Here is a 17645-nt window from a genome sequence, read left to right as displayed (position 1 = left end):
CGAGTGATTAGGCATTCAGGCAACATAGCAGCTCAAGCGGTATAACCAAAAATTGGTTATTTTGGAGCTTTAACTTGGCTCGGAAAGTTACTTTCCGATTTGAAGATAAAAAATACCCGTGCAACTTTGCCGGGTATTACCGCTTATTTCTCTTGGGTTTTCTCACCATGCCAATGGTAAATATAATTGCACCAGATATAATTAACCAGGAACGATCAGGAAAGAACATACTTAACCCAATTAAAAAAAAACCAATGGCGCTAAATATGATTTTAAAATTTAAATGTTTGCTCAATTATTGATACCACCTTGTACCATTTGGGGTAAAGTATACCATAATTAAGTTTGTTGGCCAAGGTATTTATAGAAATTTTAGTTTTACCCAACTTCGTCTTGGCTTAGTGATGAATGATCTTTATATTGATAGTTAAAATTAATGGCTTCGGGAGAAAGGTAATCCACAATATAGCTTGCAATAGTTTCCATGTCCAAAGAACCGTTAACAGACAACTGAATCATCTTTAAGTGTTTTTCCTCCAGAGGGACAGTATAATAATTATATTCCAATACTTGATCTACTAATAAAGCGAGCCATTCAAGATCCAAAATTTCTTCCAATGAAAGTCTCCTGACCGTTAACATTTAACCACTCCTTCCAGATTTACATATATGGTATGGGAATGTGAAAAAAATTGCAACCCATTGACAAAAAAATTTGACATTTTTAACTATTACCTAATTTTATGATAGGTTTATTATTTCCCTATACTATAACTTTCTAAACAGATGATAAGTCGGTCTAAGATTTAAATTTCACCAATGCTAACCTGCTGATCTTTGTAAATCACATATTGACCATTGAATTCTCTATAGTGAAATAATGGCTTGCCCATTTTTCTTCCCCATAGGGCACAGTGCCTTGTCCCTCCGACAATGAGTCCATTCGGAGGAAAGGTGCCCACTACAACGATTTTTGACGAAAGTTCTGCCTGTGTTTTATCCCGGACAATAAAGGTCCATTTAGCTGCTGGTTGCTTTGGCTTAAATTGACTGACAATGCACCCGCCTTTGTGTACTATTTGGTGAAAAAGACTACGATTTTCGGCTGGAGAAATAGGTGCGGACAATCCGAAAGGTACAACGGCCACTGTTATTCCACCTGCATCAAGACAACCTAAATGAGCTGCTGTGTCAATACCTGTGGCTAAACCAGAGAGAACCACAACATCTTTTCTAGCAGCTTGCTGGGCCAGATGATAGGCTATATCACAGTCACGTTGGTGCTGAAGTATTTCTGATGCAGAAGACCCTTTTATAGGCCTTCTGGGACCGATAATGGCAATGATTTCTTTGTTTTCTGGAAAAAAGCCGAGATAATGATACATTTTAAAGACCTCCAGAATTATTATAACAAAGGAAACTTGGCTGGTGCCATACCCCATAAGGTACGAGAACTGTTAAGAGCCAGTGTTAGCCTTAGTTGCCCTGGTGTCTCGTAAAGTTTTTTGTTTTCTGATAGGCCATGAAAACAAATGGTTTTTTGACAACATTATCCATTATGATATAATTTTATTATTTAAGTGATAGCAACTAGGAGGGGTTGTATATGGCTAAAGAGAATAGTTTTGATATTGTCAGCCGTGTGGATATGCAGGAAGTACTTAATGCTGTGAATCAGGCGTTAAGGGAAATAGAAACCCGTTTTGATTTTAGAGGAAGTAAAAGTAGAATTATTTTTGAAAATAAACCCGAGATAACTTTAATTAGTGATGACGATTTTAAACTTCGTAACGTAATTGATATACTGGAAAGTAAACTTATTAAGCGGGGAATCAACCTAAAAGCTCTTCGATATGGTAAAGTAGAATCTGCTGCTGGAGATACTGTACGACAGGTAGTGACCCTAGTGCAGGGCATAGAACAAGATATTGCTAAAAAGATTGTTAAAGCTATAAAAGATAGTAAGGTAAAAGTTCAAGCATCTGTACAAGGTGATCAGGTAAGGGTTTCTGGAAAGAACAGGGATGATTTGCAACTAGCAATCAATGTTGTTAAGGGGACGGAACTGGATATACCAGTTGAGTTTACAAATTATAGAACCATTTAGTTCTCTTTGACAGGTTAGTAGCACTGATTTATACTTATTACGAAAAATTCTTCTAACAACGAAAGGAAATGTTATGCCCTCTATCGGATTATTAAGCTTGGGATGCCCAAAAAACCTGGTGGATTCAGAGGTTATGCTAGGTCTACTCCGGGAAAATAATTTTACAATAACCAATAACGAAGCAAATGCCGATGCTTTAATTGTTAACACATGCGGCTTTATTGAATCCGCCAAGGAAGAATCCATACGGCATATCTTTGAATTGGCACAATATAAGGAGAGGGGCAAATGTAAGGCGCTTATTGTTACAGGCTGTTTAGCACAAAGATATTCAAAGGAACTACTGGAAGAAATTCCAGAAATTGATGTTATCCTTGGTCCAGGACATGTCAGTAATATTGTAGAAGTAGTTAATCACGCTTTGGAAGGCAAGGATAGACACACCCGAGTCGAGGACCTTTTATATATCTATGATGAGCATTCGCCCCGTTTGTTAAGTACACCCTCTTATACTGCCTACGTAAAAATTGCAGAGGGTTGTGATAACCGGTGCGCTTACTGCGCTATACCGGATATCCGAGGTAAATTCCGTAGCAGGCCCATTGAATCCATTGAAGCAGAAGTTAAGGATTTGGTGGAAAAGGGCGTGAGAGAGATTATTTTAATTGCCCAAGACACCACACGTTACGGGTTGGATTTATACGGTGAATATCGACTGGACCAGTTATTAGAAAGATTGGGACCCATCCAGGGTCTTCAATGGATTCGATTACTATATTGTTACCCTAATCGTTTTACGGATCAATTAATTAAGGCTATGGCGGAAAACCCCAATATATGTAAATACATTGATTTACCAATGCAGCATGCAGCAAATGATATTTTGAGGGCTATGAAACGCCCTGTTACGAAACAACAAGCACGGATACTTATTCAAAAGTTACGAACTGAAATACCAGGTATTGTTATTCGGACATCTTTCATTGTTGGTTTCCCAGGGGAAACTGAGGAACATTTTAAAGAACTACTAGATTTTATGGAAGAAGTAAAATTTGATAGGGCTGGTGTATTTACATATTCTCAGGAGGAAGGAACCCCGGCAGCAGAAATGCCTAATCAAATTCATGGCAGAATAAAACAAGAACGTTATCATAGGGCGATGAAATTGCAAAGGGAGATATCCCTTTCGCAAAATCAGAAAAGAATTGGCCAAGAAATAGAAGTTGTAGTTGAAGAGGTAACGGACCAAAGCAAAGGGGTTTATACCGGTCGTTCTTCCTATGATGCGCCGGAGATTGATGGTACCGTAGAATTTACCAGTTCAAGACCATTACGGATTGGTGATTTTGTTAAAGTAAAGATTAATAGGGCATTAGAGTATGATTTGATGGGAGAGTTGGCCCAATGAATTTACCGAACCGGTTGACTCTGGCAAGAATGTTTTTAATTCCTGTTTTTTTGGCAGTGGTTACTTTAAGAATTAAATATGGCGATATAATAGCTGCTGGGGTTTTTATTTTAGCTGCTAGTACCGATGGTCTTGACGGTTACATTGCGAGAAAAAATAAACAAGTAACCACCCTTGGTAAATTTATGGATCCACTGGCGGATAAACTTTTGGTATCGGCGGCTCTTATTGTCCTGGTGGAGTTGGACAAATTGTCAGCTTGGGTTGCTATAATCATTATAGGACGTGAATTTATGGTGACCGGCCTTAGGGCAATAGCAGCAACAGAGGGTGTGGTCATCTCTGCCAGTAAACTGGGGAAGTGGAAAACGGTAACCCAAATTGTTGCTATTGTGGCTATGTTTTTGCATAATATAACCTTTCAATTTTTAGGGTTTGATTTGGGGAAAATTGCAATGGCTGTGGCGGTTTTCTTTACCCTTTGGTCTGGAATCGACTATATGGCCAAAGGATGGCACCTGCTAAAAAAAGAAGAGTACTAGAACAGGAGAGCATTTTGCTTTCCTGTTTTTTTAATTTCCAACGGTTTCATAAAGAATCGTATATACTAACGTGCTATAATGATATAGCATTAAATCAGTACTAAACTGGAAAGGATGATGGCTATGCAATGGCACGGCCTTAAGCTTCCGGTTATTTTTATGACCTTTGTTTTAGGACTTGCTCTAGTTTTTGCTGGACAATGGGCTTATAAGGAATATAGTTATCAGCAACCCTTAAGCAAAGTGCTAGCCGAAAACGAACTGGTAGAGGATTTTACAATTAAAGAGGGTACATCAAAGTCTTTAGTTAAAGTAGAATTATCGAAAGATACAAGTAACTTAATGGTGGCATACCAGGAAATTAATCAATTAATCAATGAAGTCATGGGTCAAAAACATTATCAGATTAAATTTATGAGTAAATCTGATAATGCTCTAAATCAAGCTTTTTATGAAAGTCACCATATCATCTACCAGGCGCAAGTAATGGGTAATTATCCAGAGGCAGCCCAGAAGGTCGAAGAAGCAGCACGGAAGCAAGGCGCAGAAGGAAAAGTTTTTGTAGATGAAAATAATATTTATATCCAATTTTCCAAAACAGACGGACACTATTTATATCAAATAATTCCCAGACAAGATCACGGTAAAACGGTTACCACCCAAGGAGGTGGCCAAATTGCTGAAAGAAATTAGTTTAGGTTTAGGTGCGGCACTACTAGTATTTGGAGTGGTAGCAGGATATGATATTACCCCTTTTATCTTTTTGCTTGCCTTTGGAGGAGCACTGTATTATCTAACTAATGCCAAAACGGGGCTAAAGTCTGGGATTGGTAAAGCATCCACTATACCGAAACGTCAGGAAATATCCTTTGAAGACATTGGAGGACAGTCTTCTGCCATTAAAGAATTGAAGGAAGCCCTTGATTTTATAAAGAACTATCAAGAAATTAAGCGTTTAGGAATTCGCCCTCTGAAGGGAATTATTATGACAGGCCCTCCAGGTACCGGTAAAACCTTAATGGCCCGAGCTGCTGCCAGCTATACTGATTCAATTTTTGTTTCGGCCAGTGGTTCTGATTTTGTAGAAATGTATGCTGGTGTGGGAGCACAAAGGGTTCGCAAGATATTTCAAACGGCCAGGGAATCTGCCATCAAACAAAAGAAGAAGAGTGGGATTATTTTTATAGATGAAGTTGAGGTATTGGCGTCTAAAAGAGGACAAAATGCCAGCCATATGGAATATGATCAAACTTTAAATGCGTTGTTGGTAGAAATGGATGGTCTAAAAGTTGATGATAATGTACGACTTCTAATTATGGCTGCCACCAACCGAGTGGATATGATGGACCCTGCATTGTTACGTCCAGGAAGATTTGACCGTCAGGTTAAGGTTGATTTGCCGGATAAAAATGGCAGATTAGAAATCTTAAAGCTTCACACCAGTAATAAGCCACTGGCACAAAATGTGGACCTATTACAGGTGGCTAGGGAAACCTTTGGTTTTTCCGGGGCACACCTAGAGAGTCTGACCAATGAAGCTGCTATCTTGGCAATGAGAGAAGGGTTAAAGGAAATTTATCACCGACACTTCCATGAAGCAGTTGATAAGGTTATTATGGGCGAAAAGTTAGACCGTCGACCTAATCCTGAAGAACTGAAACGGGTGGCGGTCCACGAAACCGGTCATGCTTTGATGAGTGAACTGTCCAGACCCGGATCTGTGTCTGCCCTTACTGTAACGCCCCGAGGGGGAGCTCTAGGCTATATGCGACAAACCCCCGAGGATGATACCTTTCTATATACTAAGGATTATTTGGAGAATCAAATAGCTGTTATGCTGGCCGGTGCAGTGGCCGAGGAAGTTATTTACGGCAATCGAAGCACAGGTGCATCTAATGATTATGAGAAAGCTTTGCAGACGGCAGAAACCATAATTAGATCAGGTATGTCGAGACTTGGTGTTGTGAGTTTAGAAAATTTACCCGGAGATCTTAAGCATAACGTGGTATCTGAAATTCTCAAAGAGCAGGAACAGAGGGTTATGAATTATATAACCAGTCACAAAGAATTCCTAATATTAACCATGGATGTTTTGCTGGAGAAAGAAAAAATTTCTGGAGAAGATTTTAGAAGCTTGCTACATTCCCAGACGGCTGCATAAATTGAATATTTCTGGAAACAATAAAGAGATCAACTATGTTTGGTCTCTTTGTTGTTTTTGTATTATAAAAAAATCTGAAGGGAATTAGATAGTGCCGGCGAATATATATAAGATAATGTGTGGAAAAGGTGATTAAAGTGCAAGCGGAAATTATTTTTACCGGTACAGAATTATTGGTTGGTGAAGTTTTAAATTCTCATGCCCAGTATTTAGGCAGACGCCTCACAGAAATGGGCATTGAGGTTATACAGCACACAACAGTTGGGGATTACTGGGGTCGCATGGGTTTAGTACTGCTGCAGGCTTTGGAACGGGCTGATCTCATATTCATTACAGGAGGCTTAGGACCTACCATTGATGACCTTACCAAAGAAACCGTGGCAGAAGTACTGGAACTGGATATGAAGTTGGACGAAGCCTCTCTGGAAGCTATTCGAGAGCATTTTGCCAAAAGAGGCATGGAAATGCCTGACAATAACACTAAACAGGCTTATTTCCCAGAAGGTGCTAGAGTTTTACCAAACACCAGAGGCACTGCTCCGGGAGCCATTGTTGAAGTTGATAAAAAGGCCATTATCATTTTACCAGGGCCACCATGGGAAATGGAGACCATGTTTGACAACTCTGTGGTATCCTATTTAAACAGCTTACCCCATCGAGGGACCCTTTGTACATCGAAAACATTTCGTTTAACTGGTATTGGAGAGAGTACTGTTCAAGAGTTAATAGATGACCTGTGTGGTATGGGAAACCCTGAAATCTCCTTTTTGGTAAACCCGGGTGTTGTTGAAGTTCGGGTAACCGGACAAGGTGCAACCCTTGAACAGGCCACAGGCCTAGTACAAAATCTATCTGAACAAGTCCGTAAACGATTATTTCAATATATTTTTGCCGAGGATGATGAAAAGATTGAGCAGGTGGTAGGTCAGATGCTCATTGATGCGGGGCTTACCATTGCAGTGGCAGAATCATGTACCGGTGGATTAATTGAAGCTCGTTTATCTGATATACCAGGGGCCTCCCGGTATCTGGTTGGTGGTGTTGTGGCCTACACAAAACAAGTTAAGGAAAGGATCCTTGGAGTTCCTGCTGACACCCTGGCGCAATTTGGAGCGGTTAGTCGCCAAACAGCTATAGCTATGGCTGAGGGTGTTCGCAGAGAGCTTGGAAGTAGTATTGGCCTGGCTGTCACAGGTGTTGCGGGCCCTACGTCCAGTGAGGGAAAGCCCGTGGGACTAGTTTATATTGCACTGTCCTCGCCAACTGGCGTTTGTTACAGAGAATATCGCTTTCCTGGGGAAAGAAAAGCCATCCGTAGTGGTACTGTTAATGCAGCGCTGAAGATGGCAAAGCACTTTTTGCAAGGAAAATAATTTATATCAGCTAGAAAGAAGGAAATGAATGAATCACAGAAAAGAGACAAAGCTTTTTGGAAATCTTGAATTGGATCGCAGAATTGTTGATGGTTTAAAGGAAATGGGATTTGAAGAACCAACTCCTATTCAGCAGCTGGCTGTGCCGCAGGTTTTGGCAGGTTATGATATGATTGGTCAAGCTCAGACTGGTACAGGTAAAACTGCAGCCTTTAGTATTCCCATGATTGAACGGTTGAATCCTAGAAAAAGAGAAGTTCAAACCATTATCATTACACCTACACGTGAACTGGCCATTCAAGTTGCAGAAGAGATTAGTAAGATTGGTCGTTTTAGCCGCATAAAGGTATTGCCCATATATGGTGGACAATCCATCGAGCGCCAAATTCGATCTCTACGACTAGGCGTACAAGTGGTTGTGGGTACTCCTGGACGATTGTTGGATCACCTTCGGCGTCAGACATTAAAGGTTGATCAGGTTGACATGGTGATACTAGATGAGGCAGATGAAATGCTGGATATGGGTTTCATCGAAGACATAGAGGAGATCATTAGACATACTCCGGCAGAAAGACAGACCTTGCTTTTTTCTGCCACTATGCCTCAGGAAATCATTAGGCTGGCTCAGCAATATATGACAGATCCCAAATATGTCACTGTTAGTAAAACCAATCTGACGGTACCTCAAATTGAACAGGTCTTTTATGAGGCACCGGAAAAAAATAAGTTAGAAGCGCTTTGCAGAATACTTGATATAAGTGATATTTCTCAGGGTATCCTTTTTTGCCGTACCAAACGAGGTGTTGATGAATTGGTTGCTGGCTTGCAAGCCAGAGGGTTTGCTGCTGCTGCCCTCCATGGGGACCTCAGCCAACAACAAAGAAATACTGTCATGAGACAGTTTCGTTCAAGTGAGGTTGAACTGTTGGTAGCCACCGATGTAGCAGCTAGGGGATTGGATATTGAGGGTGTTTCCCATGTAATCAACTATGATATTCCTCAGGATCCAGAGTTTTATGTCCACAGGATTGGTCGAACAGGTAGAGCCGGTAGATCAGGTGTTGCCATTACGATCATTAGCCCTCGAGAATACCGTCAACTACGCCAAATTGAAAACATAACTAAAACCCACATTAAGAGACAAAAACTACCCAGTATTGCCGATGTGGTAGAACGTCAAAAGGAAAGTATTAAGGAAAGATTGATTCAAATTATTAATGAAGGAAAATTAGGTTACTACCGTTCGGTTGTTGATGCACTAGTAGATGAGTATGATCCGATGGATATTGCCGCGGCAGCTCTCAAACTTTCCATGGATTTGGAACCTAACAGTGAGGATGTTAATCTTAACACTGTTAATTTCGGCAATACCGGTGCAAGGCCTGGTATGGTAAGGTTATTTCTTACACTTGGAAGAAAAGACCGGGTAACCCCGCCAGAGATTATTAAGCTAGTATCAGATGAATCTGGCATCTCAGGTGGTCAAATTGGTAACATTAACATATATGAAAATTTTAGTTTCGTTGAGGTTCCTGAAGATTGGGCCAACTGTGTAATCAGTTGCTTGCATAGGCAGCATTTTAAAGGCAGGAGAATATTTGTCGAACCTGCCCGTGCCAGAAAGTAATAAAAAGTTCGGAAGTCCAGTGCGAAGTTTGAGGTTAAAACGAGGTGTTATATCTATTTGCAGTCTCAACTTTGTCAACGAACTTTCGAACTTTTTTATTGACTAGTTATTTATTCATCAACTATAATTAGATAAAAGGCGAACATATGTTTTAGAGAGGATGGATATCTATGTCCGATAAAATAAAAGCCCTTGAAATAGCTCTGGCAAACATTGAAAAACAATTTGGTAAAGGCTCTATCATGAAATTAGGGGATTCAACCAAATTAAATATAGAAGCTATATCTAGTGGAGCGTTATCATTGGATATCGCTCTGGGGGTAGGTGGACTACCCAGAGGCCGTGTAGTAGAAATTTATGGCCCAGAGTCATCTGGTAAAACCACAGTGGCCCTTCATGTAATCGCAGAGGCCCAAAAACAAAACGGCATGGCAGCTTTTATTGATGCTGAACATGCCTTGGATCCGGTATATGCACGTAATTTGGGGGTTGATACGGAAAACTTACTGGTTTCCCAACCGGATACAGGTGAACAGGCATTGGAGATATGCGAAGCGTTGGTGCGCAGTGGCGCTGTGGATGTTGTGGTTGTAGACTCTGTGGCGGCCTTAGTTCCTCGGGCGGAAATTGAAGGGGACATGGGAGATACCCATGTAGGGCTTCAAGCAAGGTTAATGTCTCAGGCTTTAAGGAAATTGACTGGTATAGTAAGTAAATCAAAAACCATCGTTGTCTTTATTAACCAAATTCGTGAAAAGGTTGGCGTAATTTATGGATCGCCAGAGGTAACCACTGGCGGTCGGGCCTTAAAGTTTTATGCTTCTGTTCGAATGGAGGTTCGTAAACAAGAAAACATTAAGCAGGGTACAGATATTGTAGGTAGCCGCACTCGGGTGAAAATTGTTAAGAATAAAGTGGCACCTCCGTTTAAACAGGCAGAATTTGATATTATGTATGGTACAGGAATATCCAAGGAAGGTAGTATCCTAGATGTTGCCACCGAATTGAAAATTGTAAATAAGAGCGGGGCTTGGTATTCCTACGGAGATGAAAGATTAGGTCAGGGGCGCGAAAATGCAAAAGAGTTGTTTAAAGAACGCCCAGAATTATGTCAGGAGATTCAAAATAAGGTTCGAGAAAAGTTATCCCTTAGCGATTCTCTCCCCTCCGTAGAGGGGATACCCACAGATCAATCAGAGGAAGATCTATTTTAATAGAATTCAACTAAGTCCGCCTACGGGTTGCCAGGGGGGCGGAATCTTGACAGTGGCCCAAAAAACTAGTAAAATTACATTTGGGAGAAAATAGAATTTGATATCTGGCAACAGTTTATATATAAAAAATCCAATATTCCTTAAAGCGTAACCACTATTCTTGTCGGGATTTTGGCTTTTTAGTTGGGTTCCAATATCTTGAGGTATAGTAAGCCTGCCCGTGATTTGGACAAACCAGATATCTGTTTATTTTCGACCGAGTATTACTCGGTTTTTTATTTTATGTTCGATTTAAAAGGGCAGTATTCATAAGACAGGAGGTGAAAACAGTGGAGTTTCAAATAATTTTAGTGGTTATTATTTCCGCTTTGGTTGGACTTGTAATTGGTTTTTTTATTCGAAAGAATATTGCCGAGGGTAAAATAACATCGGCTGAAGCCCAGGCTAAGAGAATTCTTGAAGAGGCTGAGAAGAATGCTGAGGGCAAAAAACGGGAAGCCATTGTTATGGCAAAGGAAGAAGTTCTAAAACTACGGAACGAAATGGAAAGAGAAATAAGGGACCGTAGAAATGAACTGCAACGGTTAGAAAGAAGGCTTCTGCAAAAAGAGGAGACTCTAGACAGGAAAATGGATTCCATGGAAAAGAAAGAGGAATCCTTAAGTCGCAAAGAAGCTGACATTGAAAATACCAAGGCTGAGCTTACTAATGTTTTAAATCGGCAGTTAGCTGAGTTGGAGCGAGTATCGGGGCTTTCATCGGAAGAGGCTCGCCAGATACTGTTAAATGATGTGGAGAAAGAGCTTCAACACGATATGGCTGTGATGATTAAAGACTTTGAAAACCGTGCTAAAGAAGAAGCGGATAAGAAGGCACGGGACATTATTTCGTCAGCTATTCAAAGATGTGCAGCAGACCATGTTGCAGAGGCCACTGTTGCTGTTATACCATTGCCAAATGACGAAATGAAGGGTCGTATAATCGGTAGGGAAGGTCGTAATATTCGGGCCTTTGAAACCCTAACAGGTATTGATTTAATTATTGATGATACGCCTGAGGCAGTTATCCTTTCAGGTTTTGATCCCATTCGTCGAGAAGTGGCAAGATTGGCACTTGAAAGGCTAATCTCCGATGGACGTATACACCCTGCCAGAATTGAAGAGATGGTTGAGAAGGCTCAGAAAGATGTAGAAGTACAGATACGTGAAGCAGGTGAACAGGCTACCTTTGAAACAGGTGTCCATGGCCTTCACCCTGAGCTGGTAAAACTACTTGGACGTCTGAAGTTTCGTACCAGTTATGGGCAGAATGTCTTAAAACATTCCATTGAGGTCTGTCACCTAGCAGGACTCATGGCAGCAGAACTGGGTATAGATGTTAAACTTGCGAAACGTGCTGGGTTATTGCACGACATTGGGAAAGCTGTTGACCATGAGGTGGAAGGACCTCACGTAGCTATCGGTGTAAACCTTTGTCAAAAATATAAGGAAAGTCCAGAAGTTATTCATGCCATCGCAGCACATCACGGAGATGAAGAGCCAAGAACCATAGAAGCTGTCTTGGTACAAGCTGCTGATGCAATATCAGCCGCACGCCCTGGTGCTAGAAGAGAGACTTTGGAATCCTATATTAAGCGATTGCAGAAATTGGAAGAAATTGCAGGCACCTTTGAAGGTGTTGAAAAATCCTTTGCTATTCAGGCAGGAAGAGAAATCCGAATTATGGTTAAACCAGATAAAATAGATGATCTGGCTGCTATTCGCCTAGTAAGGGATATTGCTAAAAAGATTGAAAATGAACTGGATTATCCCGGTCAAATTAAAGTTATTATTATTCGGGAAACCAGGTATGTTGAATATGCTAAATAATAAAACGACCCAGAGGGTCGTTTTATTATTTGGAATTAATCACCAAATATACCACAAAAATAATTTATTAAAAATATAATTAGCGGCAGGAAAGTATATTTTATAAAAGAATTATTAATTATTTGGATAATTAACAGGTGGTGACATTTTTGGTTTTTCACTATAAGGGCAGCGAGGATATTACAAATAGTGTCAGTTTATTGATATCTATCCTTATTCGGTATCCTGAAGTGGCAAAGATAAATTATGATCCAGATAAACATAATTTAAATTTTACATTTATTCATTCAGGTATCATATCTGATCAGGAGTTATATCAGTTGAAGGATAATATTCTAAGCAGTATCGAAATGTATAATATCCTGGAAGGTAAAACACCAGAGGTGGTGAAGCTAGATTATAATATAACAGATAATCTGACCATGATTGAGATTCTACGAGATGTGGATACACTAGTGCAAGAGGAAATAGCTCTTATGGTTGAGCTATTTCGTCAGTACATAAAAAATAGTTTGATTACAGATGATAATGAGAGTTTAGTGGATGAGGATTTGGTTATTCAGGAAGAACTGATTGAGCATATGCTAGAAAGTATAAAAAATAAGTCTGAAAATAAACGTTTATATGCTTTCAGAGATGAAGGACGAGTCCTTGTTTTTAACAAATAGGGAGGCATTCTGTAAAATTGCGTGTTTTAATGATAGGAGATATCGTAGGCCGACCAGGTAGAAGGGCAATTTTAGATAACCTACAAGCACTGCGTAAAGAACTAAACATTGATTTTGTTATTGCCAATGGTGAAAATGCTGCGGGGGGCCACGGAATTACAAAAGAAATTGCAAAGCAGCTTTTTGCTACTGGGGTAGACGTTTTTACCATGGGTAACCATGTATGGAATAAAAAAGAAATTATAGCCTATATAGAGAAGGAAAGAAAAATTATTCGCCCTGCAAATTACCCTCCTGGTACACCAGGAGCAGGGTATAATATTTATGAAACCAATTCGGGTCATAGTATTGCAGTGATCAATATCTCTGGTAGAATTTTTATGCAGGAATTGGATTGCCCTTTTAGGAAAATCGATAAGATACTAGAAGAAATTAATAGTAAAACAAACCTTATTTTTGTAGACTTTCATGCAGAAGCAACATCAGAAAAAGTAGCTATGGGCTGGTATTTAGATGGCAGGGTTACTGCTCTTTGCGGTACCCATACCCATGTACAAACAGCAGATGAGCGGATATTACCTAAGGGAAGTGCTTATATCACGGATATTGGAATGACTGGCCCTAGGGATTCGGTAATTGGTGTCAGTACAAACCTTGTGATAGAAAAATTTATGACTCAAATGCCACGGAGGTTTGAAGTGGCAGAAACTGATTATCAATTAAATGCAGTGGTAATAGATGTCAACCCTGATAATGGGATTGCCACCAACATTGAAAGGATTTTTCATTTGGAATAGCTACATATAATACTCAATCTAAAAATTTTAAATTTTTATACAATAGAAGGAATTTTTAGGATTCTGCAGAATAAAATTAATACAGGAATTAGAGCAATTATCCAAACTAACTAAGGAGGTTTTTCAGCATGGAAGTCTTAAAAGTTTCAGCAAAGTCCAATCCAAATTCTGTAGCCGGAGCACTGGCAGGTGTGCTCAGAGAACGTGGTTGTGCCGAAATGCAAGCAATCGGTGCTGGTGCATTAAATCAGGCAGTGAAAGCAATTGCAATTGCCAGAGGTTTTGTAGCCCCCAGTGGAGTCGATTTGATTTGCATCCCTGCTTTTACCGATGTAGTTATTGACGGAGATGAAAGAACAGCTATAAAGCTTATCGTGGAACCTCGCTAGTTAAACAATAATTAGTTAGTTCGGTACAACCTGTTTGCAAAAATAGCAAACAGGTTTCTTGCTTACTAGTGGTATTAAATTGATAACGAAGGTGGTAGGAAAGGAGGGGCATGATGCTGATTGTAGATGCCCATTGTGACACCTTGACTGTCCTCACCCCACAAGGAAGAGATTTAGGAACTCTTTCCCAACGGGGTCACATAGATATACCTAGGTTATATAGAGGTGGTATAAATGTTCAGTTTTTCGCCATTTTTATTGGACCTGATAATTACCATGACCCAGCGCAATACACGAAGGAAATTCTAAAGTTGTTTAATAAAGAAATCCAAAGGAATGCGTCTTCTTTATTGCATGCCCGCAATTACGCTGATATTGTACATGCTTATGATTCAAAAAAGATTTGTGCTGTCCTTACCATTGAGGGTGGAGAAGCATTAAAGGGGAAAATTGAGCAACTGGAAAGCTACTATACACAGGGGATTAGGGGCCTGACTTTAACCTGGAACGGTAGGAATGAATTAGGGGATGGAGTGGGTTTAGGCCCCGAGGCATCAGGATTAACCGTTTTTGGACGACAGGTGATTCAAAAAATGGTAGAATTGGGTATGATGATTGATGTATCCCATTTATCTGAAGCAGGGTTTTGGGATGTTATATCAGAGATACGGGCACCCATTACTGCTTCCCATGCCAACAGCAGATTTATCTGTGACCATCCCAGAAACTTAACCGATCAACAAATTCGAGTTATTTCCGAAAGCGGAGGAGTTATAGGGGTTACCTATGTGCCTCAGTTTATTGATCTAAGTAAACCGTCTATTGAACGGCTCATTGAGCATATTGACCATATCTATGAGGTGGGAGGAATCTCTTGTATCGGACTAGGCTCTGATTTTGACGGCATTGATGCGACTGTAGAGGGTCTACATGATGCAAGTATAGCAGTTCCTAATTTAGAAAATGCCCTTATAAAAAAGGGTTACACCACTGGTGAAATCGAAAAGATAATGGGTGAGAACTGGTTAAGGGTATTTAAAGAGGTATGCGGTTAATCCTATACAAAGGAAAGCTGTTATATTGAATATAAATGAATGGTAATAATGTATAGAAAAAAGACGGTGATATTCATGCAGTATGCCGATTTACATATTCACACAACGGCTTCAGATGGTTCAGATACCCCTTCTGAGGTGGTTCATAAAGCCTTAGAAATTGGCCTTCGTGCCATTGCTATTTCGGATCACGATACAATGGATGGAGTTCTTGAAGCAGAGCGAGCCGCAGAAAAATTTAATCTGGAAGTAATTTCTGGAGTGGAAGTTAATACCTTTTTTGAGGGAAAAGAAATTCATATTTTAGGGTATTTAATCGATCCTTGTAATGAAAAATTCGTTGCGAAATTGAAAGAATTGCAAGGGGATCGAATGACTAGGATTAAAAAAATGGTTGACAAATTAAATAAACTTAATATAAAAATTGAATTAGAGCGTGTATTAGAATTGTCTTCTGGCGGATCCGTTGGGAGGCCGCATATTGCCCGAGCCTTAGTGGAGAGGGGATATGTATTAACTCTGCAGGAGGCCTTTACAAACTACCTAGGAGTGGGTAAACCAGCCTTTGTGTCCAGGGAAAAGCTTTCCCCTAAGGAGGCAATTCGTTTAATAACGAGGGCGAAGGGAGTTCCTGTTTTAGCTCACCCCGGGTTGTCTAAAATTAATACATATCTGTTAGATTTGGTTAATGAAGGATTAAAGGGATTAGAGGTATGGCATAAAAACCATACACCATTAATGGTTGAGTACTATGCCGAGATAGCAAAAAAATACAATTTAGTCCCTACTGGTGGATCAGATTACCATGGCTCTGCCCATGATACATGCAATATTTTGGGTGGTGCAGTGGCCCCATTTGATTCGGTGCAATTATTAAAAAATGCTCACCAGAAACTATTTTAAATATAGGACTTACTGAACGGAGTTGATTTCAATGAAATTGGCAAGAAGAATGGAAGCACTGGTTTCTGGAATATTCACAGAATTAGCCAATGCCAGAGCTGAAAAAGAAAATTTGGGAATTAAGGTGATTGATTTAAGTATAGGAAGTCCGGACCTTCCTCCGGCTCCTCATATCATCGAAACCCTTAGTAAGGCTGTACAAAAGCCAACGAATTATACGTATCCCATAGGCGGTAAATATGAGCTTCATAAAGCCTTGGCAAATTGGTATAAGAAGAGGTTTAATGTTGATTTGGACCCTGTCACCGAGATTTTGACACTAATGGGGTCTCAGGATGGATTAGCCCATGTGGCACAAGCTTTTATTAACCCTGGTGATATAGCCCTAGTACCTGACCCGGGATATCCCATCTATTCTGCATCCATCCTGCTGGCCGAAGGCCAGTTATATCCAATGCCTCTTCTGGAGAAGAATCAGTACCTGCCGGATCTTAGCAATATACCCACAGACATTGCTAAAAAAGCTAAAATGATGACAATTAATTATCCTAATAATCCAGTGGCAGCTTCAGCCAATGAAGAATTTTTTAAACGGGTTGTTGCTTTTGCTAAGGAACATAATATTGTGGTATGTCACGATGTTGCCTATGCTGAGTTAGCCTTTGATGGCTTTAAGCCTATGAGTTTTCTAGAAGTACCAGGTGCCAAGGAAGTTGGGATTGAATTTTACTCATTATCAAAAACCTATAACATGGCGGGTTGCCGTATTGGCTTTGCTGTAGGAAATCCAGATGTATTAAGTGCGCTAGGGCGGATTAAATCAAACATTGACTATGGTGTTTTTTCAGCAGTGCAAGAAGCTGGGATAGCGGCCTTAACAGGAGACCAGACCTGTGTAGCGAAAACTGCGGCAACTTATCAAAGACGACGGGATCTTCTTGTTGAGGGATTTGGCGAGTTGGGTTGGCTGATGCCTAAGCCCCAAGCCTCTATGTTTATCTGGGCACCACTACCCGCTGGTTTTCAATCTTCTATGGATTTTTGTCTGGAATTTTTAGATAAAACAGGTGTTTTAATGGTGCCAGGAAATGCTTTTGGAGAACTGGGTCAGGGTTATGTTCGAATTGCCTTGGTTCAAAGGGAAGAAGTGTTGTTGGAGGCTTTAGAAAGAGTTCGCAATAACTTTACCTTCGCTAGTTAAATGTCTATGGTACCACTCCTATGCATATACTAATTTAAGTGAATTGAAGGAGTGGTGCAGTTTTGAACAGTAGCGCGGATGTTCAGTATCTGCAGAGCCGAATTAAGGAATTAGAAGAAAAGATTGAACAACTTAGACTAAGTAGGCGGGTCTTAATGAATCTTATTGAGAAAGTTGAAAAGGAAAAGTCATTATTTGTAGCAAAATTAGAAAAGGAAAATAGAAAGCTACATATTGATAATTATCGTTATGCCAAAAATTTACTTCAGCAAAACCGAAGGATTGTGGAATTGCAAAACCTTCTGGACAATTATCTGATGGATATGTAAAAA

The 17645-nt window shown here is 40.1% G+C and carries 19 protein-coding genes; 16 read left to right on the top strand and 3 right to left on the bottom strand.

Annotated elements, in window-relative coordinates:
• Positions 1-136: 136 nt before the first annotated feature.
• The 3 genes from DRED_RS19065 to DRED_RS10285 form a co-directional block, all read right to left on the bottom strand.
• A complete protein-coding gene (locus DRED_RS19065; RefSeq protein WP_198006888.1) occupies positions 137-295 on the bottom strand; it encodes a hypothetical protein in 159 nt (52 codons plus the stop codon).
• Between the two features lie 83 nt (positions 296-378).
• Positions 379-642, bottom strand: a complete 264-nt coding sequence (locus DRED_RS10290; RefSeq protein ID WP_011878261.1) for a hypothetical protein — start codon at positions 640-642, stop codon at positions 379-381.
• Between the two features lie 164 nt (positions 643-806).
• Entirely contained in the window at positions 807-1385 is a 579-nt protein-coding gene (locus tag DRED_RS10285; RefSeq protein WP_011878260.1) for a DNA-processing protein DprA, read from the bottom strand.
• A gap of 221 nt (positions 1386-1606) precedes the next feature.
• Between DRED_RS10285 and DRED_RS10280 the strand changes: the two genes are divergently transcribed.
• From DRED_RS10280 to DRED_RS10205, 16 genes are all read left to right on the top strand, one after another.
• On the top strand, positions 1607-2107 hold the full coding sequence (locus DRED_RS10280) for a YajQ family cyclic di-GMP-binding protein (RefSeq protein WP_011878259.1): 501 nt from the start codon (positions 1607-1609) through the stop codon (positions 2105-2107).
• 73 nt (positions 2108-2180) lie between these two features.
• Complete coding sequence (rimO, locus tag DRED_RS10275) at positions 2181-3515, top strand: 30S ribosomal protein S12 methylthiotransferase RimO (RefSeq protein ID WP_011878258.1); 1335 nt, start codon at positions 2181-2183, stop codon at positions 3513-3515.
• The gene (gene pgsA, locus DRED_RS10270) at positions 3512-4057 is read left to right on the top strand and encodes a CDP-diacylglycerol--glycerol-3-phosphate 3-phosphatidyltransferase (protein ID WP_011878257.1); all 546 of its coding nucleotides are present in this window, start codon (positions 3512-3514) and stop codon (positions 4055-4057) included. The genes rimO and pgsA overlap by 4 nt, the downstream gene beginning before the upstream one ends.
• Before the next feature lie 114 nt (positions 4058-4171).
• Positions 4172-4750 (top strand): hypothetical protein, encoded by a 579-nt coding sequence (locus DRED_RS10265; protein ID WP_238442498.1) that lies wholly within the window; start codon positions 4172-4174, stop codon positions 4748-4750.
• Complete coding sequence (locus tag DRED_RS10260; protein ID WP_011878255.1) at positions 4734-6218, top strand: AAA family ATPase; 1485 nt, start codon at positions 4734-4736, stop codon at positions 6216-6218. Before DRED_RS10265 ends, DRED_RS10260 begins: the two co-directional genes overlap by 17 nt.
• A 128-nt stretch (positions 6219-6346) precedes the next feature.
• Positions 6347-7591 (top strand): competence/damage-inducible protein A, encoded by a 1245-nt coding sequence (locus DRED_RS10255; protein ID WP_041274576.1) that lies wholly within the window; start codon positions 6347-6349, stop codon positions 7589-7591.
• Between the two features lie 28 nt (positions 7592-7619).
• The gene (locus tag DRED_RS10250; RefSeq protein WP_011878253.1) at positions 7620-9218 is read left to right on the top strand and encodes a DEAD/DEAH box helicase; all 1599 of its coding nucleotides are present in this window, start codon (positions 7620-7622) and stop codon (positions 9216-9218) included.
• A gap of 170 nt (positions 9219-9388) precedes the next feature.
• Entirely contained in the window at positions 9389-10432 is a 1044-nt protein-coding gene (recA, locus tag DRED_RS10245; protein WP_011878252.1) for a recombinase RecA, read from the top strand.
• 329 nt (positions 10433-10761) lie between these two features.
• Positions 10762-12300 (top strand): ribonuclease Y, encoded by a 1539-nt coding sequence (gene rny / locus DRED_RS10240; protein ID WP_011878251.1) that lies wholly within the window; start codon positions 10762-10764, stop codon positions 12298-12300.
• 149 nt (positions 12301-12449) lie between these two features.
• Positions 12450-12968 carry a hypothetical protein gene (locus tag DRED_RS10235; RefSeq protein WP_011878250.1) on the top strand — a complete coding sequence of 173 codons (519 nt, stop codon included), beginning with the start codon at positions 12450-12452 and terminating at the stop codon, positions 12966-12968.
• Positions 12969-12985: 17 nt separating this feature from the next.
• A complete protein-coding gene (locus DRED_RS10230; protein WP_011878249.1) occupies positions 12986-13765 on the top strand; it encodes a TIGR00282 family metallophosphoesterase in 780 nt (259 codons plus the stop codon).
• 128 nt (positions 13766-13893) lie between these two features.
• Positions 13894-14154: a stage V sporulation protein S gene (locus DRED_RS10225; protein WP_011878248.1), complete on the top strand. Its 261-nt coding sequence runs from the start codon at positions 13894-13896 to the stop codon at positions 14152-14154.
• 110 nt (positions 14155-14264) lie between these two features.
• A complete protein-coding gene (locus tag DRED_RS10220; RefSeq protein WP_238442497.1) occupies positions 14265-15209 on the top strand; it encodes a dipeptidase in 945 nt (314 codons plus the stop codon).
• A 48-nt stretch (positions 15210-15257) separates the two neighbouring features.
• Positions 15258-16112, top strand: a complete 855-nt coding sequence (locus tag DRED_RS10215; protein WP_238442496.1) for a PHP domain-containing protein — start codon at positions 15258-15260, stop codon at positions 16110-16112.
• A gap of 31 nt (positions 16113-16143) precedes the next feature.
• Positions 16144-17313 carry an LL-diaminopimelate aminotransferase gene (locus DRED_RS10210; RefSeq protein WP_011878245.1) on the top strand — a complete coding sequence of 390 codons (1170 nt, stop codon included), beginning with the start codon at positions 16144-16146 and terminating at the stop codon, positions 17311-17313.
• Between the two features lie 62 nt (positions 17314-17375).
• Positions 17376-17642 carry a hypothetical protein gene (locus DRED_RS10205; RefSeq protein WP_011878244.1) on the top strand — a complete coding sequence of 89 codons (267 nt, stop codon included), beginning with the start codon at positions 17376-17378 and terminating at the stop codon, positions 17640-17642.
• Positions 17643-17645: the final 3 nt, after the last annotated feature.

The sequence above is a fragment of the Desulforamulus reducens MI-1 genome, from assembly GCF_000016165.1.
GTDB classification, from domain to species: Bacteria; Bacillota; Desulfotomaculia; order Desulfotomaculales; family Desulfotomaculaceae; genus Desulfotomaculum; species Desulfotomaculum reducens.
The sequence above is the reverse complement of the archived record's forward strand: the minus strand, read 5'-3'. Positions and strand labels throughout refer to the sequence as shown.

What these genes read in the sequence shown, in the direction of transcription:
- rimO (WP_011878258.1), top strand. Translation starts at nt 2,181, where the DNA reads ATGCCCTCTATCGGATTATTAAGCTTGGGATGCCCAAAAAACCTGGTG.
- DRED_RS10220 (WP_238442497.1), top strand. Translation starts at nt 14,265, where the DNA reads ATGATGCTGATTGTAGATGCCCATTGTGACACCTTGACTGTCCTCACC.
- DRED_RS10215 (WP_238442496.1), top strand. Translation starts at nt 15,258, where the DNA reads ATGTATAGAAAAAAGACGGTGATATTCATGCAGTATGCCGATTTACAT.
- DRED_RS10285 (WP_011878260.1), bottom strand. Translation starts at nt 1,385, where the DNA reads ATGTATCATTATCTCGGCTTTTTTCCAGAAAACAAAGAAATCATTGCC.
- DRED_RS10225 (WP_011878248.1), top strand. Translation starts at nt 13,894, where the DNA reads ATGGAAGTCTTAAAAGTTTCAGCAAAGTCCAATCCAAATTCTGTAGCC.
- DRED_RS10290 (WP_011878261.1), bottom strand. Translation starts at nt 642, where the DNA reads ATGTTAACGGTCAGGAGACTTTCATTGGAAGAAATTTTGGATCTTGAA.
- DRED_RS10265 (WP_238442498.1), top strand. Translation starts at nt 4,172, where the DNA reads ATGATGGCTATGCAATGGCACGGCCTTAAGCTTCCGGTTATTTTTATG.
- pgsA (WP_011878257.1), top strand. Translation starts at nt 3,512, where the DNA reads ATGAATTTACCGAACCGGTTGACTCTGGCAAGAATGTTTTTAATTCCT.
- DRED_RS10250 (WP_011878253.1), top strand. Translation starts at nt 7,620, where the DNA reads ATGAATCACAGAAAAGAGACAAAGCTTTTTGGAAATCTTGAATTGGAT.
- recA (WP_011878252.1), top strand. Translation starts at nt 9,389, where the DNA reads ATGTCCGATAAAATAAAAGCCCTTGAAATAGCTCTGGCAAACATTGAA.
- DRED_RS10210 (WP_011878245.1), top strand. Translation starts at nt 16,144, where the DNA reads ATGAAATTGGCAAGAAGAATGGAAGCACTGGTTTCTGGAATATTCACA.
- DRED_RS10280 (WP_011878259.1), top strand. Translation starts at nt 1,607, where the DNA reads ATGGCTAAAGAGAATAGTTTTGATATTGTCAGCCGTGTGGATATGCAG.